The 24,259-nt window shown below is 67.7% G+C and carries 37 protein-coding genes; all 37 read right to left on the reverse strand.

The genetic code is table 11. The features are described from left to right. Positions 1–25: 25 nt before the first annotated feature. The 37 genes from H0524_RS04320 to tuf all read right to left on the reverse strand — a co-directional run bounded on the left by H0524_RS04320 (position 26) and on the right by tuf (position 24,078). On the reverse strand, positions 26–994 hold the full coding sequence (locus tag H0524_RS04320; RefSeq protein WP_180197475.1) for an aldo/keto reductase: 969 nt from the start codon (positions 992–994) through the stop codon (positions 26–28). Between the two features lie 16 nt (positions 995–1,010). Then, a complete protein-coding gene (locus tag H0524_RS04325; RefSeq protein ID WP_180197476.1) occupies positions 1,011–2,690 on the reverse strand; it encodes an ATP-binding cassette domain-containing protein in 1,680 nt (559 codons plus the stop codon). A 59-nt stretch (positions 2,691–2,749) separates the two neighbouring features. Continuing rightward, positions 2,750–3,355 (reverse strand): methyltransferase, encoded by a 606-nt coding sequence (locus H0524_RS04330; RefSeq protein ID WP_018726233.1) that lies wholly within the window; start codon positions 3,353–3,355, stop codon positions 2,750–2,752. A gap of 38 nt (positions 3,356–3,393) precedes the next feature. Beyond that, the gene (gene truA / locus H0524_RS04335; RefSeq protein WP_180197477.1) at positions 3,394–4,224 is read right to left on the reverse strand and encodes a tRNA pseudouridine(38-40) synthase TruA; all 831 of its coding nucleotides are present in this window, start codon (positions 4,222–4,224) and stop codon (positions 3,394–3,396) included. 69 nt (positions 4,225–4,293) lie between these two features. Further along, a complete protein-coding gene (gene rplQ, locus H0524_RS04340) occupies positions 4,294–4,866 on the reverse strand; it encodes a 50S ribosomal protein L17 (protein ID WP_180197478.1) in 573 nt (190 codons plus the stop codon). Between the two features lie 32 nt (positions 4,867–4,898). Further along, positions 4,899–5,921 carry a DNA-directed RNA polymerase subunit alpha gene (locus tag H0524_RS04345; protein ID WP_018217041.1) on the reverse strand — a complete coding sequence of 341 codons (1,023 nt, stop codon included), beginning with the start codon at positions 5,919–5,921 and terminating at the stop codon, positions 4,899–4,901. 97 nt (positions 5,922–6,018) lie between these two features. Further along, complete coding sequence (rpsD, locus tag H0524_RS04350) at positions 6,019–6,645, reverse strand: 30S ribosomal protein S4 (RefSeq protein WP_018217042.1); 627 nt, start codon at positions 6,643–6,645, stop codon at positions 6,019–6,021. Positions 6,646–6,659: 14 nt separating this feature from the next. After that, the gene (rpsK, locus tag H0524_RS04355) at positions 6,660–7,067 is read right to left on the reverse strand and encodes a 30S ribosomal protein S11 (protein ID WP_007073011.1); all 408 of its coding nucleotides are present in this window, start codon (positions 7,065–7,067) and stop codon (positions 6,660–6,662) included. Between the two features lie 18 nt (positions 7,068–7,085). Continuing rightward, positions 7,086–7,466 (reverse strand): 30S ribosomal protein S13, encoded by a 381-nt coding sequence (gene rpsM, locus H0524_RS04360; RefSeq protein ID WP_018726236.1) that lies wholly within the window; start codon positions 7,464–7,466, stop codon positions 7,086–7,088. A 264-nt stretch (positions 7,467–7,730) separates the two neighbouring features. Further along, positions 7,731–7,844 (reverse strand): 50S ribosomal protein L36, encoded by a 114-nt coding sequence (gene rpmJ, locus H0524_RS04365; RefSeq protein WP_012015104.1) that lies wholly within the window; start codon positions 7,842–7,844, stop codon positions 7,731–7,733. A 92-nt stretch (positions 7,845–7,936) separates the two neighbouring features. Next, positions 7,937–8,158, reverse strand: a complete 222-nt coding sequence (gene infA / locus H0524_RS04370) for a translation initiation factor IF-1 (protein ID WP_007073013.1) — start codon at positions 8,156–8,158, stop codon at positions 7,937–7,939. Between the two features lie 271 nt (positions 8,159–8,429). After that, positions 8,430–9,026, reverse strand: a complete 597-nt coding sequence (locus tag H0524_RS04375; protein ID WP_180197479.1) for a DUF1707 domain-containing protein — start codon at positions 9,024–9,026, stop codon at positions 8,430–8,432. A 61-nt stretch (positions 9,027–9,087) separates the two neighbouring features. Continuing rightward, complete coding sequence (gene map / locus H0524_RS04380) at positions 9,088–9,933, reverse strand: type I methionyl aminopeptidase (RefSeq protein ID WP_180197480.1); 846 nt, start codon at positions 9,931–9,933, stop codon at positions 9,088–9,090. A 79-nt stretch (positions 9,934–10,012) separates the two neighbouring features. After that, positions 10,013–10,666, reverse strand: a complete 654-nt coding sequence (locus H0524_RS04385; RefSeq protein WP_180197481.1) for an adenylate kinase — start codon at positions 10,664–10,666, stop codon at positions 10,013–10,015. Next, positions 10,667–11,992, reverse strand: a complete 1,326-nt coding sequence (gene secY, locus H0524_RS04390; RefSeq protein ID WP_180197482.1) for a preprotein translocase subunit SecY — start codon at positions 11,990–11,992, stop codon at positions 10,667–10,669. Positions 11,993–12,905: 913 nt separating this feature from the next. Then, positions 12,906–13,349 (reverse strand): 50S ribosomal protein L15, encoded by a 444-nt coding sequence (gene rplO, locus H0524_RS04395; protein WP_018217048.1) that lies wholly within the window; start codon positions 13,347–13,349, stop codon positions 12,906–12,908. Continuing rightward, positions 13,349–13,531: a 50S ribosomal protein L30 gene (gene rpmD, locus H0524_RS04400; protein WP_012015110.1), complete on the reverse strand. Its 183-nt coding sequence runs from the start codon at positions 13,529–13,531 to the stop codon at positions 13,349–13,351. The genes rplO and rpmD overlap by 1 nt, the downstream gene beginning before the upstream one ends. Further along, positions 13,531–14,145, reverse strand: coding sequence for a 30S ribosomal protein S5 (rpsE, locus tag H0524_RS04405; protein WP_018217050.1), 615 nt, complete (start codon positions 14,143–14,145; stop codon positions 13,531–13,533). The genes rpmD and rpsE overlap by 1 nt, the downstream gene beginning before the upstream one ends. Positions 14,146–14,179: 34 nt before the next feature. Beyond that, on the reverse strand, positions 14,180–14,569 hold the full coding sequence (gene rplR / locus H0524_RS04410) for a 50S ribosomal protein L18 (RefSeq protein ID WP_018217051.1): 390 nt from the start codon (positions 14,567–14,569) through the stop codon (positions 14,180–14,182). After that, complete coding sequence (gene rplF, locus H0524_RS04415; protein WP_180197483.1) at positions 14,566–15,108, reverse strand: 50S ribosomal protein L6; 543 nt, start codon at positions 15,106–15,108, stop codon at positions 14,566–14,568. Before rplF ends, rplR begins: the two co-directional genes overlap by 4 nt. A gap of 16 nt (positions 15,109–15,124) precedes the next feature. Further along, positions 15,125–15,532 (reverse strand): 30S ribosomal protein S8, encoded by a 408-nt coding sequence (gene rpsH / locus H0524_RS04420; RefSeq protein WP_012015114.1) that lies wholly within the window; start codon positions 15,530–15,532, stop codon positions 15,125–15,127. Between the two features lie 93 nt (positions 15,533–15,625). After that, on the reverse strand, positions 15,626–15,811 hold the full coding sequence (locus H0524_RS04425) for a type Z 30S ribosomal protein S14 (protein ID WP_007073023.1): 186 nt from the start codon (positions 15,809–15,811) through the stop codon (positions 15,626–15,628). Position 15,812: 1 nt separating this feature from the next. Then, positions 15,813–16,382 (reverse strand): 50S ribosomal protein L5, encoded by a 570-nt coding sequence (gene rplE, locus H0524_RS04430; RefSeq protein WP_012184318.1) that lies wholly within the window; start codon positions 16,380–16,382, stop codon positions 15,813–15,815. Then, positions 16,382–16,702: a 50S ribosomal protein L24 gene (rplX, locus tag H0524_RS04435; protein WP_013288626.1), complete on the reverse strand. Its 321-nt coding sequence runs from the start codon at positions 16,700–16,702 to the stop codon at positions 16,382–16,384. Before rplX ends, rplE begins: the two co-directional genes overlap by 1 nt. Continuing rightward, positions 16,699–17,067, reverse strand: a complete 369-nt coding sequence (gene rplN / locus H0524_RS04440) for a 50S ribosomal protein L14 (protein ID WP_007465279.1) — start codon at positions 17,065–17,067, stop codon at positions 16,699–16,701. Before rplN ends, rplX begins: the two co-directional genes overlap by 4 nt. A gap of 98 nt (positions 17,068–17,165) precedes the next feature. Continuing rightward, positions 17,166–17,441 carry a 30S ribosomal protein S17 gene (gene rpsQ / locus H0524_RS04445; RefSeq protein ID WP_018744657.1) on the reverse strand — a complete coding sequence of 92 codons (276 nt, stop codon included), beginning with the start codon at positions 17,439–17,441 and terminating at the stop codon, positions 17,166–17,168. Further along, positions 17,438–17,674, reverse strand: a complete 237-nt coding sequence (gene rpmC, locus H0524_RS04450) for a 50S ribosomal protein L29 (RefSeq protein ID WP_180197484.1) — start codon at positions 17,672–17,674, stop codon at positions 17,438–17,440. Before rpmC ends, rpsQ begins: the two co-directional genes overlap by 4 nt. Beyond that, entirely contained in the window at positions 17,674–18,099 is a 426-nt protein-coding gene (rplP, locus tag H0524_RS04455) for a 50S ribosomal protein L16 (RefSeq protein ID WP_007465292.1), read from the reverse strand. Before rplP ends, rpmC begins: the two co-directional genes overlap by 1 nt. A gap of 3 nt (positions 18,100–18,102) precedes the next feature. Next, positions 18,103–18,969: a 30S ribosomal protein S3 gene (gene rpsC, locus H0524_RS04460; protein ID WP_180197485.1), complete on the reverse strand. Its 867-nt coding sequence runs from the start codon at positions 18,967–18,969 to the stop codon at positions 18,103–18,105. Beyond that, on the reverse strand, positions 18,969–19,424 hold the full coding sequence (rplV, locus tag H0524_RS04465) for a 50S ribosomal protein L22 (RefSeq protein ID WP_180197486.1): 456 nt from the start codon (positions 19,422–19,424) through the stop codon (positions 18,969–18,971). Before rplV ends, rpsC begins: the two co-directional genes overlap by 1 nt. Before the next feature lie 40 nt (positions 19,425–19,464). Continuing rightward, positions 19,465–19,746: a 30S ribosomal protein S19 gene (rpsS, locus tag H0524_RS04470; RefSeq protein ID WP_012015121.1), complete on the reverse strand. Its 282-nt coding sequence runs from the start codon at positions 19,744–19,746 to the stop codon at positions 19,465–19,467. A 12-nt stretch (positions 19,747–19,758) separates the two neighbouring features. Then, positions 19,759–20,598 carry a 50S ribosomal protein L2 gene (gene rplB, locus H0524_RS04475; RefSeq protein ID WP_018217060.1) on the reverse strand — a complete coding sequence of 280 codons (840 nt, stop codon included), beginning with the start codon at positions 20,596–20,598 and terminating at the stop codon, positions 19,759–19,761. 12 nt (positions 20,599–20,610) lie between these two features. Beyond that, positions 20,611–20,913, reverse strand: coding sequence for a 50S ribosomal protein L23 (gene rplW / locus H0524_RS04480; RefSeq protein ID WP_012015123.1), 303 nt, complete (start codon positions 20,911–20,913; stop codon positions 20,611–20,613). Then, complete coding sequence (gene rplD / locus H0524_RS04485; RefSeq protein WP_018217061.1) at positions 20,910–21,560, reverse strand: 50S ribosomal protein L4; 651 nt, start codon at positions 21,558–21,560, stop codon at positions 20,910–20,912. The genes rplW and rplD overlap by 4 nt, the downstream gene beginning before the upstream one ends. Continuing rightward, a complete protein-coding gene (rplC, locus tag H0524_RS04490) occupies positions 21,557–22,216 on the reverse strand; it encodes a 50S ribosomal protein L3 (RefSeq protein ID WP_018217062.1) in 660 nt (219 codons plus the stop codon). Before rplC ends, rplD begins: the two co-directional genes overlap by 4 nt. An 11-nt stretch (positions 22,217–22,227) precedes the next feature. Continuing rightward, complete coding sequence (rpsJ, locus tag H0524_RS04495; RefSeq protein ID WP_007073037.1) at positions 22,228–22,536, reverse strand: 30S ribosomal protein S10; 309 nt, start codon at positions 22,534–22,536, stop codon at positions 22,228–22,230. 348 nt (positions 22,537–22,884) lie between these two features. Beyond that, a complete protein-coding gene (gene tuf / locus H0524_RS04500; protein ID WP_180197487.1) occupies positions 22,885–24,078 on the reverse strand; it encodes an elongation factor Tu in 1,194 nt (397 codons plus the stop codon). Between the last annotated feature and the right edge of the window lie 181 nt (positions 24,079–24,259).

The following is a 24,259-nucleotide window of genomic DNA, read 5'->3' on the forward strand; positions in this document are numbered from 1 at the left end:
ATGGGAGGCCGAGATTCTCCACCTGCTAGCTGTCGAGTACCGCCCGCAGGGCCGCCAGATCGTCGGCGCCGGGCACCCAGGCACCCGCCGCCGCGTTGGCCCGTACCTGGTCGGGGGTAGTGGCACCGGCGATCACCGAGGCCACCGCGGGCTGGGCGGCGAGCCCGCCGATGGCGACCTGAAGCAGGCTGAGCCCCCGCTCGGCCGCGTATGCCCCGAGCGCCTCAATGGTGTCCCAGTCGGCGGCGGCGAGCCGGGCCGCGTACCGGCCGCCACCGGCGAGCCGGCTGCCCGACGGCGGGGCCTCACCGCGCTTGTACTTGCCGGTGAGCAGGCCGTTGGCGAGGGGGAAGAAGGGCAGCAGGCCCAGCCCGAACCGCTCACACGCCGGGACAACCTCGGCCTCGATGCCCCGTTCGAGCAGCGAGTAGCGGTTCTGGGCGGAGATGAACCGGGTCGATCCGCGCGAGCTGGCGGTCCAGTCCGCGTCGGCGATCTGCCAGCCGTTGAAGTTGGAGTTACCCAGGTACCGCACCTTGCCGGCGGTGACCAGATCGTCCAGTGCGGCGAGCGTCTCGTCGATCGGGGTGCCGGGGTCCCGTTCGTGCAGCTGATACAAGTCAATGTGGTCGGTCTGCAACCGACGCAACGAAGCCTCCACCGCCCGCATCACGTAGCGCCGGGCACCGCGGGCGCCGTAGTCCGGTCCGTTGTGGCCGTCCATGTCCATGCCGAACTTGGTGGCGATCACCACATCGTCCCGGCGTCCCTTGAGCACCTGGCCGAGGAGTTCCTCGGAGCCACCCGGCGGAGCACCATAGATGTCGGCGGTGTCGAAAAAGTTGATCCCGGAATCGAGAGCGGCCGCCACCACCGCCCGGGTCCCGTCCAGGTCGACCCGGCGGCCGAAGTTGTTGCAGCCGACGCCGACTGCGGACACCACGAGCCCGGAGTCGCCCAACCGGCGGTACGTCATCTCAGTCACGAAATCCACCCTATGCCGCCCGCGCTCAGGCCACCTCCCAGACCGGCTCGGCGGCCTCCGCCACCTCGCCGTCCCCTTGGAACAGCAAGAATCGATCAAAGGAACGGGTGAACCATCGATCATGGGTCACCGCCACCACCGTCCCCGCGAACGCGGCCAGCCCCGCTTCGAGCGCCTCGGCCGAGGCCAGGTCCAGGTTGTCCGTCGGCTCGTCAAGCAGCAGCAGGGTCGCCCCGGACAACTCCAGCAGCAGCACCAGGAACCGGGCCTGCTGGCCGCCGGAGAGAGTTCCGAACCGCTGGTCCCCCTGCCCGGCCAGCTCGTACCGGGACAGCGCGGCCATCGCCGCGTGCCGATCCATGCCGGCGCGGTGCTCGTCACCCCGCCAGAGGATGTCGACCAGCGTCCGCTCCATCAGCTCCGGCCGGTCGTGGGTCTGGGAGAAGTGCCCGGGCCGGACCCGGGCACCGAGGCGGGCCACCCCGTCATGCCCGACGGGTGCGAGCCCCGCACCGCCGTCAACCGGCTGGTTCACCGGATCGGGGTCGGTTCCGCCCCGGGCGATCAGGCGGAGGAAGTGCGACTTCCCGGTCCCGTTGGCACCGAGCACGGCGAGCCGGTCGCCGTACCAGAGCTCCAGGTCAAAGGGGTAGGTCAGACCGTCGAGCTCCAACTGCTCGCAGACCAGGGCACGCTTACCGGTGCGGCCCCCGGCCAGCCGCATCCGGATGTCCTGCTCCTTCGGCGGTACGGGCGGCGGCCCGGCATCCTCGAACTTCCGCAACCGGGTCTGGGCGGCCTGGTAGCGGGAGGCCATACCCGAGTTGTACGCGGCCTTCTGCTTGTACATCAGCACCAGTTCCCGCAGCTTCTGGTGTTCCTCGTCCCACCGCCGACGCTGCTCGTCGAGACGGTCGTGCCGGGCGAGGCGGGCCTCGTGCCAGCTGGCGAAGCCACCGGGGTGCACCCACGCACCACCGCCCTCGACCGCCACCACCCGGTCCGCGGTACGGGCCAGTAGCTCGCGATCGTGTGAGACGTACAGCACCGACTTGCCGGACTCCCGCAGTCGCCCCTCCAACCAGCGTTTCCCGGGCACGTCGAGGAAGTTGTCCGGCTCGTCGAGCAGGAGCACCTCCTCCGGACCACGCAGCAGCAACTCCAGGGCGAAGCGCTTCTGCTGGCCGCCCGAGAGCGTCCGGACCGGACGGTGCCGCGCCGTGTCCCACGGCAGGTCGAGCACGATCGTGGTCACCGTGTCGAAGAGCACCTCGGCGTCGTACCCGCCGGCCTCCCCCCAGGCGGCGAGCGCCTCCGCGTACGCGAGCTGGGCCTTGCCGGCGGCGGTGCTGTACTTGCCGCGCACCTCAGCCGCCCGCATCGCCGACTCCGTACCGGCGACCCGCCCACCCGCCTCGCGCAGCCGGGGCGAGGCGAGGGAGAGCGCCAGGTCGGCGAGGGTTGACTCGTCGCCGATCATCCCGATGAACTGGCGCATCACGCCCAGCCCGCCGGCCCGGGCGACCGCACCGCGCTGCACCGGCAGGTCGCCGGCGACCATGCGCAGCAGCGTCGTCTTGCCCGCGCCGTTCGGCCCGACCAGAGCGATCTTGGCGCCATCACCGACCCGGAACGACACATCGCCGAAGAGCTGCCGCCCGTCGGGCAGCCAGTGCCCAACGGCTGCCACGTCCACGTAACCCACGTTGGCATCCTGCCGGGCCGACCCGGCCCGGCCAACCCGTTTTACCGGACCAACCCGCTCTACCGGGTCACCCGCAGCACCCGGTAGCCCTTCTGGCTCGCCGGCCGCGCCACCTGCCAGCCCCGCTCGGACAGCCAACGGTGTAACGAGTCACCACCGAGGTGCCGGGCGACAACCAGCCAGGCCACCCCGTCCGGCGCCAGCCGCGGCAGCCAGCGCAGCAGGAGCTGATGCAGCTCGTCCTTGCCGATCCGGATCGGCGGATTCGACCAGATCTGATCGAATGTCACCGCTGCTGGCACCGCGTCCGGCGGGGCGACCCGGACCCGGGCCGCCGCACCGACCCGCGCGGCGTTGGCCGTGGTCAGCTCCCGCGCCCGCTCGTTGACATCGACCGCCCAGACGGTGGCCGACGGCACCGAGGTGGCGAGCACACAGGTGATCGGTCCGAAGCCGCAGCCGAGGTCGAGCAGGTGACCGGCGCTCTCCGGTGCCGGTAGCTCGGCCTTGCGCAGCAGCACCGCCGTGCCCGGGTCGAGCCGCCCGGCGGAGAAGACGCCGCCGGCGGAGGCCAGGGTGTAGTCGCGGCCGGCCGCGGAGAAGACCACCTCCCGGGGTTGGGCGGCAGTCGCCGGTTCAGCAGTGAAGTAATGGTCGCCGGTCACACCGTTGATTCTCGCACCGGCCCCGCCGACGCCCCGCCTCAGGCTGGCGGCGGCACCCGCAACCGGCGGGTCCGAACGGCCCGCCCGCCATAGTCGGCGGGGTCGTCCGGGTAGCCCACCTCGACCAGGGTCAAGCCGTGTGCCGGGGCGACGTTCACCTCGCTGGCGCGCTCCCGACGGGCGAGCAGCCCGGCCGGCCAGTCAGCGGGGCGGCGGCCATCCCCGACGGCCAGCATCGCACCGACCAGACTGCGCACCATCGCCTGGCAGAAGGCATCAGCCTGCACGGTCGCCACGAGAATCCCGCCCGGGGTACGCCGCCAGTCCAGCCGGGTCACCTCCCGCAGCGTCGTCGCGTTCTCCTTACGCCGGCAGTACGCGGCGAAGTCGTGCTCCCCCACCAGCCCCTCGGCGGCCGTGTTCAGCGCGGCCAGGTCGAGCCGGCTCGGCCAGGCCAGGATGTCGTGGCGCCGCAACGGCTCGGCCCCCCAGGGCGCGTCCGTGACCCGGTACTCGTACCGCCGGAAGGTCGCCGAGAAGCGGGCGTCGAAGTCGGCCGGCGCGTCGGTCATCGCCCGTACCCGGACGTCGGTGGGGAGCAGCCGGGCCAGCCGCCGCAGCAGGGTGGTCTGGTGCTGGTGCCACAGATCGGTCCGCAGGTCGACGTGGCAGACCTGCCCGGTGGCGTGGACGCCGGCGTCGGTTCGGCCGGCCACGGTCAGCCCGGTCGCCGCGCCGGCACCGAGCACCAGGTCAAGCGCGGCCACGAGGGCACCAGCGACCGTACGCCGCTGCGGCTGGACCGCCCAGCCGGAGAAGTCGGTGCCGTCGTACGAGACATCCAGCCGTACCCGGGTGCGCTCCTGCACTCGTGTCCCCTTCCGCGCGTCGGGCCCGACACCCGGATGGGTGTCGGGCCCGACGCCGAGCCTGGCCGATCAGGCCTTGTTCTGCTCGTTGTTCTCCTCGACAGCGAGGTCGCTGTCTGCGCGGGCCGCAGCGGTGTCACCCGAGACCGAGACGGGCGCCTCGGCGTCCTGGTCGCCGCTGCTCGGCGCCGGGGCCTCCGCAGCCGGGGCGAGTGCCTCGACCTTGTCCTGCTGCGCGGCCTTGCGGGCGGCGGTCTTCTTGTTCGCCTTCGGCTGCGCGACGGCCAGCTCCTCGACCAGCTCGATGATCGCCATCGGGGCGGCGTCACCCTTACGCGGACCAGTCTTCACGATCCGGGTGTAGCCACCGTTGCGGTTGGCGTACCGGGGCGCGATCTGGTCGAACAGGGTGTAGACCACGTCCTTGTCCTTGACGACCCCGAGCACCCGACGCCGGGCGGCAAGGTCACCGCGCTTCGCCTTGGTGATCAGCTGCTCCGCGAGCGGGCGCAGCCGCCGGGCCTTGGTCTCGGTGGTCTGAATCTTGCCATGCTGGAACAGCGACATGGCCAGGTTGGCCAGCATCAACCGCTCGTGCGCCGGGCTGCCGCCGAGGCGGGCACCCTTGGTGGGCGTGGGCATTCTCGGTGCTCCTCGTCAATCCTCAGCCGCGCTTACAGCTGCTCAGTCTCGCGGTAGTCCTCGGTGTCGTAGTCGGCCTCACCGAAGGCGTCCACGACGTTCGCCGGGTCGAAGTTCGGGGCCGAGTCCTTCAGCCCCAAGCCCATCCCAGCGAGCTTCATCTTGACCTCGTCGATCGACTTCTGGCCGAAGTTACGGATGTCGAGGAGGTCAGCCTCGGTACGCCCGATGAGCTCACCAACGGTGTTGATGCCCTCGCGCTTGAGGCAGTTGTAGGAGCGGACGGTGAGGTCCAGCTCCTCGATCGGCAGCGCCAGATCCGCTGCCAACTGGGCGTCCTGCGGGGACGGCCCGATGTCGATGCCCTCTGCGGTCTCGTCCAGCTCCCGGGCCAGGCCGAAGAGCTCGACCAGCGTGGAACCGGCCGAGGCCAGGGCCGTGCGGGGCCCCATCGACGGCTTCGACTCGACGTCGATGATCAGCCGATCGAAGTCGGTCCGCTGCTCGACCCGGGTCGCCTCGACCCGGTAGGTGACCCGCAGCACCGGCGAGTAGATCGAGTCGACCGGGATCCGACCGATCTCGGCGCCCGCCTGCTTGTTCTGCGCCGCGGTGACGTAGCCACGGCCCCGCTCGACGGTCAGCTCCATGTCGAGCCGGCCCTTGCCGTTGAGGGTGGCAAGCTTCAGGTCCGGGTTGTGCACCGAGACACCAGCCGGGGGCTGGATGTCACCCGCGGTCACGTCACCCGGGCCCTGCTTACGCAGGTACATGCTGACCGGCTCGTCATGCTCGGAGCTGACGCAGAGCTCCTTGATGTTCATGACGAGCTCGACCACATCCTCCTTGACCCCGGGGATCGTGGTGAACTCGTGCAGCACACCATCGATCTTGATCGAGGTCACCGCCGCGCCGGGGATGGACGACAGCAGCGTCCGGCGCAGCGAGTTACCCAGGGTGTAGCCGAAGCCGGGCTCCAGCGGCTCAATGGTGAACCGGGACCGGGTCTCGTTGATCGACTCCTCGGAGAGCGAGGGCCGCTGGGAGATGAGCATCTCTTCTCTTTTCTTCCGGGGCGCCCGCCATATGACGCCCACGACACACACCGTTGTGGTGGTCCGCCCGGGAAGGGGCGGACCACCACCCGAGCACCTACTTGGAGTAGAGCTCGACGATCAGCTGCTCCTGGACCTGGGTGTCGATCACCTGGCGGCTCGGGAGCGAGTGCACGAGCACCTTCATCTGGCTCGGAATGGCCTCCAGCCACGCCGGCACGCTCTTGGAGCCGGCCTCGGCCTGCGCCACCAGGAACGGGGTGAGCTCCTTGCTCTTGCCCCGGACCTCGATGATGTCGTGCTCCTTGACGCGGTACGACGGGATGTCGACCTTCTTGCCGTTCACCGTGAAGTGACCGTGCTTGACCAGCTGCCGGGCCATGTCCCGGGACTTGGCGTAGCCGGCCCGGTAGACCACGTTGTCCAGCCGCGACTCGAGGATCTGCAGGAGGACCTCACCGGTCTTGGCCTGCTTCGCCACGGCCTCGTCGTAGTAACCGCGGAACTGCTTCTCCAGCACGCCGTACACCCGGCGGGCCTTCTGCTTCTCGCGGTGCTGGAGCAGGAACTCCGTCTCCTTCGTGCGGCCACGACCGTGCTGTCCGGGCGGGAACGGCCGGGACTCGAACGGGCACTTCGGGCCATCGCACTTGCTGCCCTTGAGGAACAGCTTCATCTTCTCCCGCCGGCAACGGCGGCAGTCAGCACCGGTGTAACGAGCCATCTCTTCCTAACCTCTCAGACCCGGCGACGCTTCGGCGGACGGCACCCGTTGTGCGGCTGCGGAGTCACGTCGGAAATTTGACCGACCTCCAGGCCGACGGCCTGCAGCGAACGGATGGCGGTCTCCCGGCCGGAGCCGGGGCCCTTGACGAACACGTCGACCTTGCGCATGCCGTGCTCCATCGCACGACGCGCGGCGGCCTCGGCGGCCAGCTGCGCGGCGAACGGAGTCGACTTGCGGGAGCCCTTGAAGCCAACCTGGCCGGCGGAGGCCCAGGAGATGACCGCACCGGTCGGGTCCGTGATGGACACGATGGTGTTGTTGAAGGTGCTCTTGATGTGCGCCTGGCCGTGGGCGACATTCTTGCGTTCCTTGCGCCGGACCTTCTTGACGGCGGCTCCGGCACGAGCCTTCGGTGGCATAAGTCTTCTGCGCTCCTATTACTTCCTGCCGGGCTTCTTCTTGCCGGCGACGGTCCGCTTCGGGCCCTTGCGGCTGCGGGCGTTGGTCCGCGTCCGCTGACCACGAACGGGCAGGCCCCGGCGGTGCCGGATACCGGCGTAGCAGCCGATCTCGACCTTGCGACGGATGTCCGCGGCGACCTCGCGGCGCAGGTCACCCTCGACCTTGTAGTTGGCCTCGATGTGGTCGCGGAGCTGCACGAGCTCCTCGTCCGTGAGGTCCCGGGCGCGCCTGTCCGGCGAGATGCCGGTGGCGGCGAGCGTCTCCAGGGCGCGGGTGCGACCCACGCCGAAGATGTAGGTGAGCGCGATCTCCAACCGCTTCTCGCGGGGGAGATCCACGCCGACTAGCCGTGCCATGTGCGGGCGTACTCCTCGTGGTTTCTGGCGGAGGTGTGGTCCCGTCCCATCCCGCTACCGACCATCCCCGTTCTCCGACGCCGATATCGACGCCGGCGACCGGTTCGGTCGCTGCCCGAGCGGGCCCCGGCCTCCGACCGGGGGTTAACCACGACGAGGTACGCGCTGCGCACTCCTGCGGCTGGAACGAGCATGTGCTGTGTTGTGACGAATCTGCGGCTGGGCCGGTGTCAACCGGTCGCGGTGTCACGACCGGCTGAACAATCAGCCCTGACGCTGCTTGTGGCGCGGGTCGGCGCAGATGACCATGACCCGGCCGTGCCGGCGGATCACCCGGCACTTGTTGCAGATCCGCTTGACGCTCGGCTTGACCTTCACGGTTGCCTTACTTCCGATCTGGCCCGGCGACGCGGCGGGCGCGGCTCCGGGCGACGAAGACGGACACGGGATTCACCCGGCCGCCGTCAGGCTTACTTGTAGCGGTAGACGATGCGCCCTCGGGTCAGGTCGTACGGCGAAAGTTCGACGACGACCCGGTCCTCCGGCAGGATGCGGATGTAGTGCTGCCGCATCTTGCCACTGATGTGAGCCAGCACCTTGTGCCCGTTCGCGAGCTCCACCCGGAACATGGCGTTCGGCAGGGGCTCGATGACCCGGCCCTCGATCTCGATGGCTCCGTCTTTTTTCGGCATGTCCTCCGCTGTCCTGACGTCGGTTGCTCCGGACGGCCCACAACGCCTTTCACGGGATGACTGATCGAAATCAGGTGACCCGCGCCAGCCGCGGCTCCAGCACCCGCCGAAGCGCGGGCGGGCATGCCGGAGTGGACGCTGTGCGCCGATCAGAAAGTCTACGCCGGCCCGTACGCCGTCGCCAAACCGACCACCCGACCGGGCGGTTGACCCCGCCGAACCGGACTATCGAGCAGCCAACTCCCGGGCCCACCCGGACATTGAGGGACGGTCAACCAGACGTGCCCGGAAGCTCCCGGCCATCCGGTTCAGCGGGCCGCCTCGCCTCTTTACGGAGTTGCTTCTCCCGCTTGCGCTGCCGCCGGCGCTCGCGTCCGGCCGCCCAACGCGCCGGCTCCCCTGTCGCGAGCCCCTGAACCGTCCGAACCGCCAACACCACGCCCCAGGGGCCAGCCACCCAGCCAGGCCAGAAGAAGAGGAGATTCTGGGCTAACAGCGACGTCACCGCCCAGATGCCGATGACGATCGGTACCGCCCTCAGCCACGGCCCCCACACCTCGACGACCCACCTCCGGGTGACCGACCTCCCCCCGGGGGTCGAGAGCACGGTCGAATCGACCGCCCCAGTTGCCACCAGCTCACCCGGCAGGGCCGTACCGGCGCCACTCGCAACAACGGGCGCCGATCCAGTCGGTAGGTCGGCCAGCAGGACATCAAGCTCGCCATAGGTCTTCGCGGTGTACGCCCGGTGCAGGCGCTCGTCGTACTCGTGCAGGTCGAGTCGGCCCTCGTCAACAGCCACCCGCAACTGGTCGGCGACCGCCTGCCGATCGTCGTCGGCCGCCCGCATCCCGGCACGATCCCGCATGTATTCAGAATGCCATCGCTTTGCAAACCAGGCGATACCCGAACCCGGGTCTGATTTCAGCTCAGGCGGTGGCCGCTGGTTGTTGGGCGGTCACCAGGTCACCGAGGCGCTCCCGCCCGCCGTCAACCGCGGTGAGTACCCACACCCCGTCCGGCAGCAGAGCCATGCTGTGCTCCACGTGCACCGCCCGAGAGCCGTCCCGCGTCACCACCGTCCAGCCATCGGCCAGCTCTGCCGTCCGCGGCGAGCCCAGGGTGATCATCGGCTCGATGGCCAGCGCCACCCCCGGCACCAACCGGGGACCCTTTCCCGGACGGCCGTAGTTGAGCACATGCGGATCCTGGTGCATCTCGGTGCCGATTCCGTGACCGCCATACCCGTCAACGATGCCGTACCGCCCGCCCTTGCGGACCGCCGTCTCGACGGCGTGGGAGATGTCGGTAAGCCGTCCCCTGCCGCTGGCGGCACCGCGGGCGGCCGCGGCGATTCCGGCCCACATCGCGTCTTCGGCGACCTCGGCCATCCTCAGCAACGCCGGATCCACGTCGCCCACCGCGACGGTGATGGCGGCGTCCCCGTGCCAACCGTCCAGCACCGCACCGCAGTCGAGGGAGATGATGTCTCCGTCCCGGAGCACCTGGGTGGGGGCCGGAATACCGTGCACGACCTGCTCGTTGACCGATGCGCAGATCGAGGCGGGGAAGCCGTGGTAGCCCTGGAAGGACGGGGTTGCCCCCGCCGCCCGGATCGTCGACTCGGCGACCGCGTCCAGCTCCGCGGTGCTGACGCCGGGAGCCACCGCCTCCCGCATCCGGCGCAACGCCTCCGCCACCACCAGGCCGGCGGCGCGCATCTTCGCGATCTGGTCAGGGGTCTTCAGCTGGATATCCAGCTGGGGACGACGCATCGGGGTAAACCTTTCTCACCGAAAAGCGGGCACGCCGCAACGTACCCCACTACCGGGGCTCTATCCGCGGTGCGGGGACTCAGCCGCCGTAGGACCGCAGAGCATCGATTGCCCGAACGGTGACATCCTCGACCGGGCCGGTGGCGTCGATGCCCACGAGTTTGCTCTGGGCACCGTAGTAATCCACCAGTGGCGCGGTCTTGTCCGTGTACTCCCGCAACCGGGTGGAGATGGTCTCCGGCTTGTCGTCGTCGCGCTGGAACAGTTCAGCGCCGCACCGGTCGCAGCGCCCCTCCCGGCTGGGGGCGTCGAACTCGACGTGCCACACCTTGCCGCAGCCCCGGCAGGTACGACGGCCGGAGAGCCGCCGAATGACTTCGTCGTCGTCAACCACCAACTCCAGCACCAGGTCCAGCCCGGCGCCCAGGTCAACGAGGAGCTTGTCCAGCGCGGCCGCCTGTGGGGTGGTCCGCGGGAAACCGTCGAGAAGGAACCCCGCACCGGCGTCCGGTTCGGCGAGCCGGTCCCGGACCATGCTGATGGTCACCTCGTCCGGCACCAACTCGCCGGCGTCCATGAATCGCTTGGCCTGAACCCCGAGGGGCGTGCCCTGCGAGACGTTGGACCGGAAGATATCCCCGGTCGAGATCTTCGGCACCGCGAGGTGCGCGGCGACGAACTCTGCCTGCGTGCCCTTACCCGCGCCCGGCGGGCCAACCAGAACGAGTCTCATCTAGCGCAGGAACCCTTCGTAGTTCCGCTGCATCAGTTGGCTCTCGATCTGCTTGGTGGTCTCAAGGCCGACACCAACCATGATCAGAACTGCGGTACCACCGAACGGGAAGTTCAGGTACTGCTGACGGTCGAGCCAGATGAAGAAGAAGTTCGGCAGGATCGAGACGACGGCCAAGTAGAGCGCGCCCGGCAGGGTGATCCGACTGAGGATGAAGTCCAGGTAGTCGGCGGTCGGCTTGCCCGGCCGGATGCCCGGAACGAAACCGCCGTACTTCTTCATGTTGTCCGCGACCTCGGTCGGGTTGAAGGTGATCGAGACGTAGAAGTACGTGAAGAAGATGATCAGCAGGAAGTAGACGACGATGTAGATCGGGCTGGTCGGGTCGACCAGGTTGTTCTGAATCCACACCTGGGTCCGGCCCGGGTTGTTCTGGTCGAAGAACTGCAGGGCCAGCTGCGGCAGGTAGAGCAGCGACGAACCGAAGATGACCGGGATAACACCAGCCTGGTTCACCTTCAGCGGGATGTAGGTGGACGTGCCGCCGTACATCCGCCGGCCGATCATGCGCTTGGCGTACTGCACCGGGATCCGGCGCTGCGACTGCTCGATGAAGGTAACCGCGGTGATGATGACCAGCACCAGGGCGATGACGAGCAGGAACTTGGCCCAGCCCTGGCTCTCCTTGATCGTCCAGCCCTCGGCGGGGAGCCGCGCCGCGATCGAGGTGAAGATCAGCACGGACATGCCGTTACCGACACCCCGGCCGGTGATCAGCTCGCCGAGCCACATGACCACACCGGTGCCCGCGGTCATCGTCATGACCAGGATGCTCAGGGTCAGCCAGTTCGGGATGCCGGTCCCCTCGGGGATGATCGGGAACTGGTCGCACTGGTTCTGGAAGAGCTGGCCCGAGCGGGCGAGCGCGACGAACGCCGACGCCTGCAGCACACCGAGCCCGAGGGTCAGGTAGCGGGTGTACTGCGTGATCTTCGCCTGGCCGGCCTGGCCCTCCTTACGGAGCTGCTCCAGCCGGGGGATCACCACCGTCAACAGCTGCAGGATGATCGACGCGGTGATGTAGGGCATGATGCCCAGCGCGAAGACCGAGAGCTGCAGCAGCGCCCCACCAGAGAAGAGGTTGAGCAGGTTCAGTACGCCGGTGCTGCCCTGGGTCGCATCGATGCACTTCTGCACGTTGGTGTACGACACGCCGGGGCTGGGTAGCGCGGCACCGAGGCGGTAGATCGCAATGATGCCGATCGTGAACAGCAGCTTCTTGCGCAGGTCAGGCGTACGGAACGCACTGAGAAAGGCAGACAGCAAGTTCTTCCTCCTGCGCGAAGGCCGCGTGGCCTTTCGCCAACACGGGCACCATCAGACTGGCGACCTAGACGACGCCGAAGTCACACCTTAACAGGCTTGCCCAACACCACACCACTGGGTGCCTACATGTCTTGTTCCGTCAGGTCGCGGCATACGAAGCTGACAGGCGAGGGAGCGAACCTCCACGGCCTCCCACATCGGGACCCGGCGCAGCTTACGCGCCCATCCGGCCACCAGAGAGCGACGTACCGATTTATCGAGCCCATAATCTTCTATTGACCCCGGCACCACCCGTACGCTAGCGTGCAGAATTGTTGGCAACTATAGCGAACGCCGCTGGGGCAACTCATGTGCGCCCCGACCTGGCTCCGGCCCCGATACACTGATCTCGGTTCTGGATCTCAGGCTCGATCTCGCTACGGCCGTCCCGCTGGTGCTCACCCCAGTCCATCCGGACCTCAGCCGCACCTCCACCATGGCCGGCGAAGTCCACATCAGGTATGCCACGCGAATATGAAAGTGGTATCGCTACCATTAACACATCGGGGCTTCGACTCCGCTGGATCGTAACGCGGCAGCACCTGTAAACAGAGTTTCCCGGACCCGTCGGTCAATTCGAGCCAATTCTACCGGGATCGGCGCGGCCACATTTCCCGAAGCTACCGCAGCCGTAGCGAACGCGGGCGACAAGACTACGGTCTCACTCTTTCGGGAAACAAAACCGAAAGCGGTTGTGGACGGCATTACCAAACGCGGTGCGACTCTCTGGTCATTCAATCAGCCCGACCACACCGCGGCCGGTTCAGGACGCTTCACGTTTCCCATGAACCAAAGCCCACGCCGCATAACGACGGCCAATGAGTCGCGGCGTGGGCATGGCCGGCTTCCCGACCATGCCCACGCCGCAGAACTCTTACAGCTCGGTGATCGAACCACCGGCAGCAGTGATCTTCTCCTTGGCCGACGCGCTGAACGCCTGCGCCGAGACCTGGAGGGTCACGCCACCGAGGTCACCGGTCCCGAGGACCTTGATCGGCTGCCCCTTGCGGACCGCACCGGCATCAACCAGCTCGGCCGGGCCAACCTGACCGCCGTTCGGGAACAGCTCGGCGAGCCGCTCCAGGTTGACGACCTGGAAGGTCACCTTGAACTTGTTCTTGAAGCCCTTCATCTTCGGCAACCGCATGTGGATAGGCATCTGCCCACCCTCGAACGCTGCCGAGATGTTCTTCCGGGCCTTGGACCCCTTGGTACCGCGACCGGCGGTCTTGCCCTTGGAGCCCTCACCACGACCCACCCGGGTCTTGGCGACCTTGGCACCCGGCGCCGGACGCAGGTGGTGGACCTTGATCGTCATTACTCGACCTCCTCGACCTTCACGAGGTGGTTGACCGTGAAGATCATGCCGCGAATCTCCGGACGGTCTTCCTTGACCACCACGTCGTTGATCCGCTTGAGCCCGAGCGAACGCAGCGAGTCCCGCTGGTTCTGCTTGGTCCCAATCTCGGACCGGACCTGGGTGACCTTCAGGCGAGCCATCAGGACGCCACCTCCGCCCGCGACGCCAGCATGGCCGCCGGCGCGACGTCCTCAACCGGCAGGCCCCGCCGGGACGCGACAGCCTCGGGAGACTCAAGCCCCTTCAGCGCCGCCAACGTGGCGTGCACGATGTTGATCGGGTTGGACGACCCGAGGCTCTTCGAGAGCACATCGTGAATGCCGGCGCACTCCAGCACGGCACGGACCGGGCCACCGGCGATGACACCGGTACCGGCCGAAGCCGGCTTCAGCAGCACGACACCAGCGGCGTCCTCGCCCTGCACCGGGTGCGGGATGGACTGACCAATCCGCGGCACCTTGAAGAAGTGCTTCTTGGCCTCCTCGACACCCTTGGCGATCGCCGCGGGCACCTCCTTGGCCTTTCCGTAGCCCACACCGACGGTGCCGTCGCCGTCGCCCACGATCACCAGGGCGGTGAAGCTGAAGCGACGACCACCCTTCACGACCTTTGCGACGCGGTTGATTGCGACGACCCGCTCAAGGTGCGGGGTCTTCTCGACGGGCGCGTTTCCGCGGCCGCCCTCACGGCGGTTGTCGCGGCGACCACCCTCGTTGCCACCGGACCCGCCGCCACGGCGCTGTTGACCTGGCATCAGCAGCCTTCCTTCTCTCTCGTGACGGGGTTTGTCAGAACTCGAGCCCGGCTTCGCGGGCAGCGTCGGCTAGCGCGGCGACCCGCCCCGCGTACCGGTTGCCACCGCGGTCGAAGACGACCTTGGCGATACCAGCGGCCTTCGCCCGCTCGGCGAGCAGGACACCGACCTTGCCGGCCAGAACACTCTTGTCGCCCTCGGTGCCCCGCAGCGAGGCATCCAGGGTCGAGGCCGACACCAGGGTGTGACCCTTGGTGTCGTCCACGATCTGGGCGACGATGTGCCGCAGCGAACGGGTGACCACCAGGCGGGGACGCGCGGGCGTCCCACTGACCTGCCGCCGGACCCGGAAGTGCCGGCGCGCCCGCCCGACGGCGCGCTTGGCGGCGACACCGCGGCGACGCTTGAGCAGCGTGGCGCTCACTTCTTACCTGCCTTTCCGGCCTTACGGCGGATCACTTCACCCTGGTACTTCACGCCCTTGCCCTTGTAGGGCTCCGGCGGACGGATCTTCCGGATGTTCGCGGCGACCTCACCGACCAGCTGCTTGTTGATGCCAGCCACGTGGAACAGCGTCGGCCTCTCCACCGAGAAGGTGATGCCCTCCGGCGGCACCACGGTGACCGGGTGCGAGAACCCGAGCGCAAACTCGAGGTCCTTGCCCTTCGCGGTCACCCGGTAACCGGTGCCCGCGATCTCCAGACTCTTCCGGTACCCCTCGGTCACGCCGACAATCATGTTGGCGACCAGGGTACGGCTCAGTCCGTGCAGTTCCTTGGCCTTGCGCTCGTCGTTCGGGCGAGCCACGTTCAGCTGCCCGTCCTCCGCCCGCTCGATCGTGATCGGCTCGGCGATGGTGTGCGAGAGTTCGCCCTTGGGGCCCTTGACCGTGACGGTCTGGCCGGCGATCGTGACGTCAACGCCGGCTGGTACCGGGATCGACTTACGTCCAATACGCGACATTTCTACCTGTCTCCCGTTACCAGACGAAGGCGAGGACTTCCCCGCCAACGCTCCGCTTGCGGGCCTGCCGATCGGTGAGCAGCCCCTGGGACGTCGAAATGATCGCCACGCCAAGCCCGCCGAGCACCCGCGGGAGCTCACCCGACTTGGCGTACACCCGGAGGCCGGGCTTGGACACACGCTTGATGCCGGCCAGGCTCCGCTCGCGGCTCTGGCCGTACTTCAGCTCGACGACCAGTCGCTTGCCGACGGCGCTCTCCTCGGGCTCCTCGACCAACCAGGTGCTGATGTACCCCTCGGACTTGAGGACCTCGGCGATATTCGCCTTGATCTTCGAGTAGGGCATCGTCACCCGGTCGTGGTACGCCTGGTTGGCGTTACGCAGACGCGTGAGCATGTCTGCGATCGGGTCGGTCATCGTCATTAAACTCGTCAACCTTTCTCGCCGGGGTTCCCGGGTGATCCCGGGCCTACGGCGAAGAGACAGTGCAGCTGACGCGCGGAGCGCGCCGGGCTATTACCAGGAAGCCTTGGACACGCCGGGCAGCTCACCGCGGTGGGCCATCTCCCGGATGCAGACCCGGCAGAGACCGAACTTGCGGTAGACCGCCTTCGGACGCCCGCACCGCTGGCAGCGGGTGTACGCGCGAACCGAGAACTTCGGCTTCGCGGCCGCCTTGAGGATCAGCGCCTTCTTGGCCATCTCAGTTCTCCTTGAACGGGAAGCCCAGGAACTTGAGCAGCGCCCGGCCCTCATCGTCGGTCGTGGCGGTGGTGACCACCGTGATGTCCATGCCCCGCTGGCGATCGATCTTGTCCTGGTCGATCTCGTGGAACACCGACTGCTCGGTCAGACCGAACGTGTAGTTACCGTTCCCGTCGAGCTTGCGCCCGTCGAGACCGCGGAAGTCACGGATACGCGGCAGCGCGATGGAGAGCAGCCGATCCAGGAACTCCCACATCCGGTCGCCGCGCAGCGTGACCTTCGCGCCGATCGGCATCCCCTCCCGCAGCTTGAACTGCGCGATGGACTTGGTGGCCCGCCTAACCTGCGGCTTCTGGCCGGTGATGGTGGCCAGATCGCGGACCGCACCGTCGATCAACTTGGCGTCCCGAGCGGCCTCGCCGACACCCATGTTGACGACGATCTTGACCAGGCCCGGCACCTGCATCGGGTTGCCGTACTTGTACTGCTCCCGCAGCTGGCCCACGATCTCGTTACGGTACCGCTCCTTGAGGCGCGGCATGGTCTTGGTTTCGGTAGCCGTGGTCATCACAGGTCCTTACCGGTGCTACGCGCGATGCGGACCTTCTGGCCGTTGTCGTCGATCCGGTAGCCGACCCGGGTCGGCTTGCCGTCGGAGTCCAAGACCATCACGTTCGAGACGTGGATCGGAGCCTCCTGGGTGACGATGCCACCGGTCTTCGCGCCACGCTGAGTGGTGCTGATGCGGGTGTGCTTCTTGACCCGGTTCACGCCCTCGACCAGGACCTTGTCCTGCCGCGGGTAGGCCGCGATGACCTTACCCTTGGCGCCCTTGTCCTTGCCGGCGATGACGACGACCGTGTCGCCCTTCTTGACCTTCACGGTCACAACACCTCCGGCGCGAGAGAAATAATCTTCATGAACCGCTTGTCCCGCAGCTCCCGGCCAACCGGGCCGAAGATACGGGTGCCACGCGGATCCCCACCGTCCTTGATGATGACGGCGGCGTTCTCGTCGAAGCGGATGTACGAGCCGTCCGGCCGCCGCCTCTCCTTGGCGGTACGAACGACGACCGCCTTCACGACATCGCCCTTCTTGACACCGGCGCCCGGGATCGCGTCCTTGACGGTGGCCACGATGACGTCGCCGATGCTCGCGTAGCGCCGACCGGAGCCACCGAGCACCCGGATGCACAGGATCTCCCGGGCACCCGTGTTGTCGGCGACGCGCAGTCGCGACTCCTGCTGAATCACGTCTATCTCCTATGTCTGCCGGTTCTCCGGCCGCACCACGGCGGCCGGAGCCTGGCGGAACCTGCGCCCGACCGGAACCGGCCGAGCTCGAGCCTTCGCTACTTGGCCTTCTCGAGGATCTCCACGAGCCGCCACCGCTTGGTGGCAGACAACGGCCGGGTCTCCATGATCAGGACCCGGTCGCCGAGGCCGGCCGAGTTCTGCTCGTCGTGGACCTTAAGCTTGCTGGTGCGGCGCATGATCTTGCCGTACAGCCCGTGCTTGACGCGGTCCTCGACCTCGACGACAACGGTCTTGTCCATCTTGTCGCTGACCACGAGGCCCTCACGAACCTTCCGGCGGGCCCGCGTGGTCGCGGTGGTGTTCTCGCTCATCCTGCAGTCACCTCAGTCGGCGCGGCCGAGAGCCCCAGCTCGCGTTCACGCATGATCGTGTAGATCCGGGCGATCTCCCGACGAATGACCTGCAGCCGCCGGTTGTTGTCCAGCTGCCCGGTTGCGGCCTGCACGCGGAGGTTGAACAGCTCCGCCTTAGCCTCGCGCAGCTTCGTGACCAACTCCTCCTCGGAGAGCTCACGCAGCTCGGCGACCTTAACGCCCGCTGCCATCAGGATTCACCCACTTCGCGTGTAACAATCCGGCACTTCATCGGGAGCTTGTGAATCGCGCGACGCATCGCCTCACGCGCGATCTGCTCGTTGGGGAAGGACATCTCGAAGAGAACCCGCCCCGGCTTCACGTTCGCGACCCACCACTCGGGGGAGCCCTTACCGGAACCCATCCGGGTCTCCGCCGGCTTCTTGGTGAGCGCCTGGTCCGGGAAGATCGTGATCCAGACCTTGCCACCACGCTTGATGTGCCGGGTCATCGCGATACGCGCCGACTCGATCTGGCGGTTGGTCACGTAGGCCGGCTCGAGAGCCTGGATCCCGAACTCGCCGAACACCACCCGGTTACCGCCCTTGGACGCGCCACTGCGGTCCGGGTGGTGCGGCTTGCGGAAGCCCTTCGGGGGCTTGCGCGGCATCAGCATCTGTCAGCCCTCCTGCTGCGTTTCTGCCGGCTGGGTAGCGGCCGACGCGATCGCGCCAGCGTCCACCGACTCGCCGCTCGGCGTCTCGGCCGCCTGCGCGATGGTGGTTGCGGCGGCTCGGCCGGTCTCGGTGCCACCAGCGGTGGTGCCGGCCGAACCAGACCTACCCCGACGCGGCCGCTCCGAGCGGTCGCCGCGCTCCCGGCGCGGACGCGACGGAGCCTCGGCCGGGGTCTCCCGGCCCGGTACCGCGTCGCCCTTGTAGATCCAAACCTTCACGCCGATCCGGCCGAAGGTGGTCCGGGCCTCAAAGAAGCCGTACTCGATGTTGGCCCGCAGCGTGTGCAGCGGGACCCGGCCCTCGCGGTAGAACTCGGTCCGGCTCATCTCGGCACCACCGAGCCGCCCCGAGACCTGCACCCGGATGCCCTTGCAGACCGGGTTCTTCATCGCCGACTGCATGGCCTTACGCATCGCCCGACGGAAGCTGACCCGGCTGGACAGCTGCTCGGCCACGCCCTGCGCGACGAGCTGCGCGTCCGACTCGGGGCTCTTCACCTCGATGATGTTGAGCTGGACCTGCTTGCCGGTCAGCTTCTCGAGCTTGCCGCGGATCCGGTCGGCCTCAGCACCCTTACGGCCGATCACGATGCCCGGCCGGGCGGTGTGGATGTCGACGCGGACCCGGTCCCGGGTGCGCTCGATGTCAACCTTGGAGATTCCCGCCCGCTCCAGGCCCTTGGACATCATCCGACGGATCTTGACATCCTCGCCGACGTAGTCCTTGTAGAGCTTGTCCGCGAACCAGCGCGACTTCCAGTCGGTCGAGATGCCGAGCCGGAACCCGTGCGGGTGAACCTTCTGACCCATTACTCGGCACCCTCCGTCTTGCTCTCGGTCGCAGCTGGCGTGGTCTCCGTCGCCGGGGCCGCCTTCTTCGCCGCCGCCTTCGGCGCAGCCGGCGCGACCGCCTCAACCACCACCGTGATGTGACAGGTGCGCTTCCGGATCCGGTACGCCCGACCCTGGGCGCGCGGCTGGAACCGCTTCATCGTCGGGCCCTCGTCCACGTACGCCTCGCGGACGAGCAGCGCATCGGGGTCCAGCCGCTCGTTGTTCTCCGCGTTGGCGATCGCGCTCGCGAGTACCTTGTACACCTGCTCGCTCGCAGCCTGTGGCGCGAACTGCAGCACCGTGAGCGCCTCCTTCGCGGGCAGGCCGCGGACGAGGTTGACCACCCGGCGCGCCTTCATCGGCGAGATGCGCACGTACCGCGCAACCGCCCGCGCGCCCGGAAGCACCGGAGCGTCGCCCTTTCCTGGCATCGCTGTAACCCCTTGTTCCTCTATCCGTATGCCCGCGGCGTCAGCGCCGACGGCTCTTCCGGTCGTCCTTCTCGTGACCCTTGAACGTGCGGGTCAGCGCGAACTCGCCGAGCTTGTGCCCGACCATCGCCTCGGTCACGAATACCGGGACGTGCTTGCGTCCGTCGTGCACAGCGATCGTGTGACCCAGCATCTCCGGGATGATCGTCGAGCGCCGCGACCAGGTCTTGATGACGTTCTTGGTGCCCTTGTCGTTCTGCGTCTCCACCTTCTTGAGCAGGTGGTCGTCGATGAACGGGCCCTTCTTCAGGCTGCGAGGCATCTCTTATCTCCCTCAGCCGCGCTTACGCGTGGCGTAGCGACGGCGGACGATCAGCCGGTCACTCGGCTGGCCCTTACGGCGGGTACGGCCCTCGGGCTTACCCTGCGGGTTGACCGGGTGACGGCCACCAGAGGTCTTACCCTCACCACCACCGTGCGGGTGGTCGACCGGGTTCATGGCCACACCACGGACGGTCGGGCGCTTGCCCTTCCACCGCATCCGGCCGGCCTTGCCCCAGTTGATGTTTGACTGGTCGGCGTTGCCGATCTCACCAATGCTGGCCCGGCAGCGCACGTCAACGCGGCGGATTTCACCGGAAGGCATCCGCAGAGTCGCGTAGGCGCCCTCCCGACCGAGCAGCTGGATTCCGGTCCCCGCGGAGCGGGCCAGCTTGGCGCCGCCACCCGGACGCAGTTCCACGTTGTGGATGGTCAGACCGACCGGGATGTTCCGCAGCGGCAGGTTGTTGCCCGGCTTGATGTCGGCGCCCGGACCCGACTCGACGATGTCGCCCTGCTTCAGGTCCTTCGGCGCGAGAATGTACCGCTTCTCGCCGTCCCGGAAGTGCAGCAGCGCGATCCGCGCGGTGCGGTTCGGGTCGTACTCGATGTGCGCGACCTTCGCCGGCACGCCGTCCTTGTCGACTCGCTTGAAGTCGATGATTCGGTACTGGCGCTTGTGGCCGCCACCCTGGTGCCGGGCGGTGATCCGGCCGTGGGCGTTCCGCCCGCCCTTCTTCGGCAGCGGGGCCAGCAGCGACTTCTCCGGCGTAGACCGGGTGATCTCGGCGAAGTCGGCAACACTCGAGCCACGCCGGCCCGGCGTCGTCGGCTTGTACTTACGGATAGCCATTGTCTACACCCCTCAGCTGACCGGGCCGCCGAAGGCCTCGATGCGGTCACCGTCAGCCAGCTTCACCATCGCCCGCTTGGTGTCCTTGCGCTTACCGAACCCGGTCCGGGTCCGCTTACGCTTGCCCACGCGGTTGAGCGTGTTGACCGTCAGGACGCGGACGTTGAAGATCTGCTCAATGGCGATCTTGATCGCGGTCTTGTTCGCGTCCGGGTGCACCAGGAACGTGTACCAGTTGCGGTTCAGCTCGCTGTAGCTCTTCTCCGAGACGACCGGCGCAATGATGATGTCGCGCGGGTCGGCGATCGTGCTCACTTGCCACCCTCCTCGGTGGTCTCAGCGGGAACGCCCAGGAACTCCTCCAGGGCCTCCTTGGTGAAGACCACATCGTCGGCCAGCAGCACGTCGTACGTGTTGAGCTGGCCGGACTCGATCAGGTGCACCCGCGGCTCGTTGCGCAGCGACACCCAGTTCACCTCATCGGTGCTGCTCAGCACCACCAGCACCCGGCGTGCGTCGGTCAGCTTCGCCAGGGTGGCCAGAGCCGCCTTCGTTGACGGCTTCTCACCGGCGACGAACGCCTCGACGACGTGCACCTTCTCGGCGCGGGCCCGGTCCGACAGGGCACCCCGCAGCGCGGCGGCCTTCATCTTCTTCGGGGTGCGCTGGCTGTAGTCACGCGGCACCGGGCCGTGGACCACGCCGCCCCCGGCGAACTGCGGAGCGCGGATCGAGCCCTGGCGGGCCCGGCCGGTGCCCTTCTGCTTGTAGGGCTTCTTGCCGCCGCCGGCGACCTCGCCCCGCGTCTTGGTCTTGTGCGTGCCCTGTCGAGCCGCCGCGAGCTGAGCTACCACGACCTGGTGCATCAGCGGGATGTTGGCCTGCGCGTCGAAGATGTCAGCGGGCAGCTCGACGGAGCCGGCCTTGGTACCTTCGACGGTGTGGACATCAACGGTGGTCACTTGGCTGCCCCACCCTTCTTCGCCTTGGCCGCAGTGCGAACCAGGACCAGCGCGCCCTTGGGGCCAGGGATGGCGCCTCGGACGAGCAGGAGATTGTTCTCGGTGTCAACCGCCTGGACGGTGAGGTTCTGGACGGTGTAACGCACACCACCCATCCGGCCGGCCATCCGGGTGCCCTTGAAAACGCGCCCCGGAGTGGCGCAGCCGCCGATCGAGCCCGGCGAGCGGTGCTTGCGCTCGACACCGTGGCTGGCGCGCAGGCCGTGGAAGCCGTGCCGCTTCATCGGGCCGGCGTAGCCCTTGCCCTTGGTCTTTCCGGTCACGTCAACCGAGATACCGGCCGGGAACTCCTCGACCGTGACCTCCTGGCCGAGCGAGTACTCGGCGGCGTCGGTGGTGCGCAGTTCGACGATGCGCCGGCGCGGCGCGACCTCGGCCTTTGCGAAGTGGCCGCTGATCGGCTTCTTGACCTTGCGCGGGTCGATGGCGCCATACGCCAACTGGACGGCCGCGTAGCCGTCCTTTTCCTGGCTACGGACCTGGCTGACGACGCACGGGCCGGCCTGCACCACAGTCACCGGGACAACACGGTTGTTGTCCCAGACCTGGGTCATGCCGAGCTTCGCGCCCAGGATCCCCTTGACTTGCCTGTCCATTTGTCCGATCCCTACAGCTTGATCTCGATGTCGACGCCAGCCGGCAGGTCGAGGCGCATGAGCGAGTCGACCGTCTTCGGGGTCGGGTCGATGATGTCGATCAGCCGCTTGTGCGTGCGCATCTCGAAGTGCTCGCGCGAGTCCTTGTACTTGTGCGGCGAGCGGATAACGCAGAAACGGTTGATCTCCGTGGGCAGCGGCACCGGCCCTGCGACCTGCGCCCCGGTACGCGTCACCGTCTCGACGATCTTCCGAGCCGAGGAGTCGACGACCTCGTGGTCATAGGCCTTGAGCCGGATGCGGATCTTCTGTCCCGCCATAGTGGCTTCTGTTCCTTCTCTCGATGCCGCTGTGTTGCGGACGCCCGCGCCGAGTGGCACCGGGCCCGCTTCGCCGACCCCCGCGGTCGGGCGTGTCGCGCCCTCGGTTCAGAATCCGCCCCGGGATTCCGGAGCGATTCTGCCGCGGTGGGTCATCACGTCGATCGCACAATGGCGACCTAGACGCCGCGCGAGGGTGGTCAGCGACAGAATCGCCAACCACCCTGCGCCCGACTGGCCCCCCGTCCGGAGGTTCGGCGCTGCCGAACGCGAACGGACGAACCATCGTTACGCAACCTGACTAGTATGCCGCACGAGCGGCGGCACACCTAATCGGGGTTACCTAGCTCACTTCATGATCTTGGTGACGCGACCCGCGCCAACCGTGCGGCCACCCTCGCGGATCGCGAACTTGAGGTTCTCCTCCATCGCGACGGGCTGGATCAGCTTCACGGTCATCGTGGTGTTGTCACCCGGCATGACCATCTCGGTGCCCTCGGGGAGGGTAACCACGCCGGTAACGTCCGTGGTCCGGAAGTAGAACTGCGGACGGTAGTTCTGGAAGAACGGCGTGTGGCGGCCGCCCTCCTCCTTGGAAAGGATGTAGACCGTCGCCTCGAACTCGGTGTGCGGGGTGGCGGTGCCCGGCTTGATGATGACCATGCCGCGCTCGACGTCCTCGCGCTTCACACCACGCAGCAGCAGACCGACGTTCTCGCCCGCGCGCGCCTCGTCCAGCAGCTTGCGGAACATCTCGATGCCGGTGCAGGTGGTCTTCGTCGACTTCTCACGGATGCCGACGAGCTCCACCTCCTCGTTCGGCTTCAGCACGCCACGCTCGGCGCGACCGGTGACAACCGTGCCCCGGCCGGTGATCGTGAAGACGTCCTCGATCGGCATCAGGAACGGCTTCTCGGTCTCGCGCTCCGGCTGCGGGACCGAGGTGTCGACCGCGGTCATCAGCTCCATGAGCTTGCCGGCCCACTCCGGGTCACCCTCAAGGGCCTTCAGCGCGGAGACCCGCACGACCGGCAGGTCGTCACCCGGGTACTCCTGCGAGGAGAGCAGCTCACGGACCTCGAGCTCGACGAGCTCAAGGAGCTCCTCGTCGTCAACCATGTCGCTCTTGTTGAGCGCCACGACGATGTACGGCACGCCGACCTGGCGGGCCAGCAGCACGTGCTCGCGGGTCTGCGGCATCGGGCCGTCGGTCGCCGCGACCACGAGGATCGCGCCGTCCATCTGGGCCGCACCGGTGATCATGTTCTTGATGTAGTCGGCGTGCCCGGGGCAGTCGACGTGCGCGTAGTGCCGCGCCTCGGTCTGGTACTCGACGTGCGCGATCGAGATCGTGATACCGCGGGCCTTCTCCTCCGGCGCCTTGTCGATCTCGTCGAACGGCATGTACGGGTTCAGGTCCGGGTACTGGTCGTGCAGGACCTTGGTGATGGCCGCCGTCAGCGTCGTCTTACCGTGGTCGATGTGACCAATGGTGCCGATGTTGACGTGCGGCTTAGTCCGCTCGAACTTCGCCTTCGCCACTGGTGTCCTCCTGTGGACTTTCTTGGTTCGTTCGCCCCGGCGCGCCGGTCGGCGCTTAGGACTCTGTCGACAGCCTTTCCGGCCTGACGGCCGGGAAGCCATTTGTGGGCTCTGCGGCGATGAAGCTTACAGGCCCAGATTCATGCCCTCCGACCGAGGTGGTCGCGGGCGGGAGACCCTC

This window comes from Salinispora sp. H7-4 (genome assembly GCF_013416675.1).
GTDB classification, from domain to species: domain Bacteria; phylum Actinomycetota; class Actinomycetes; order Mycobacteriales; family Micromonosporaceae; genus Micromonospora; species Micromonospora vitiensis.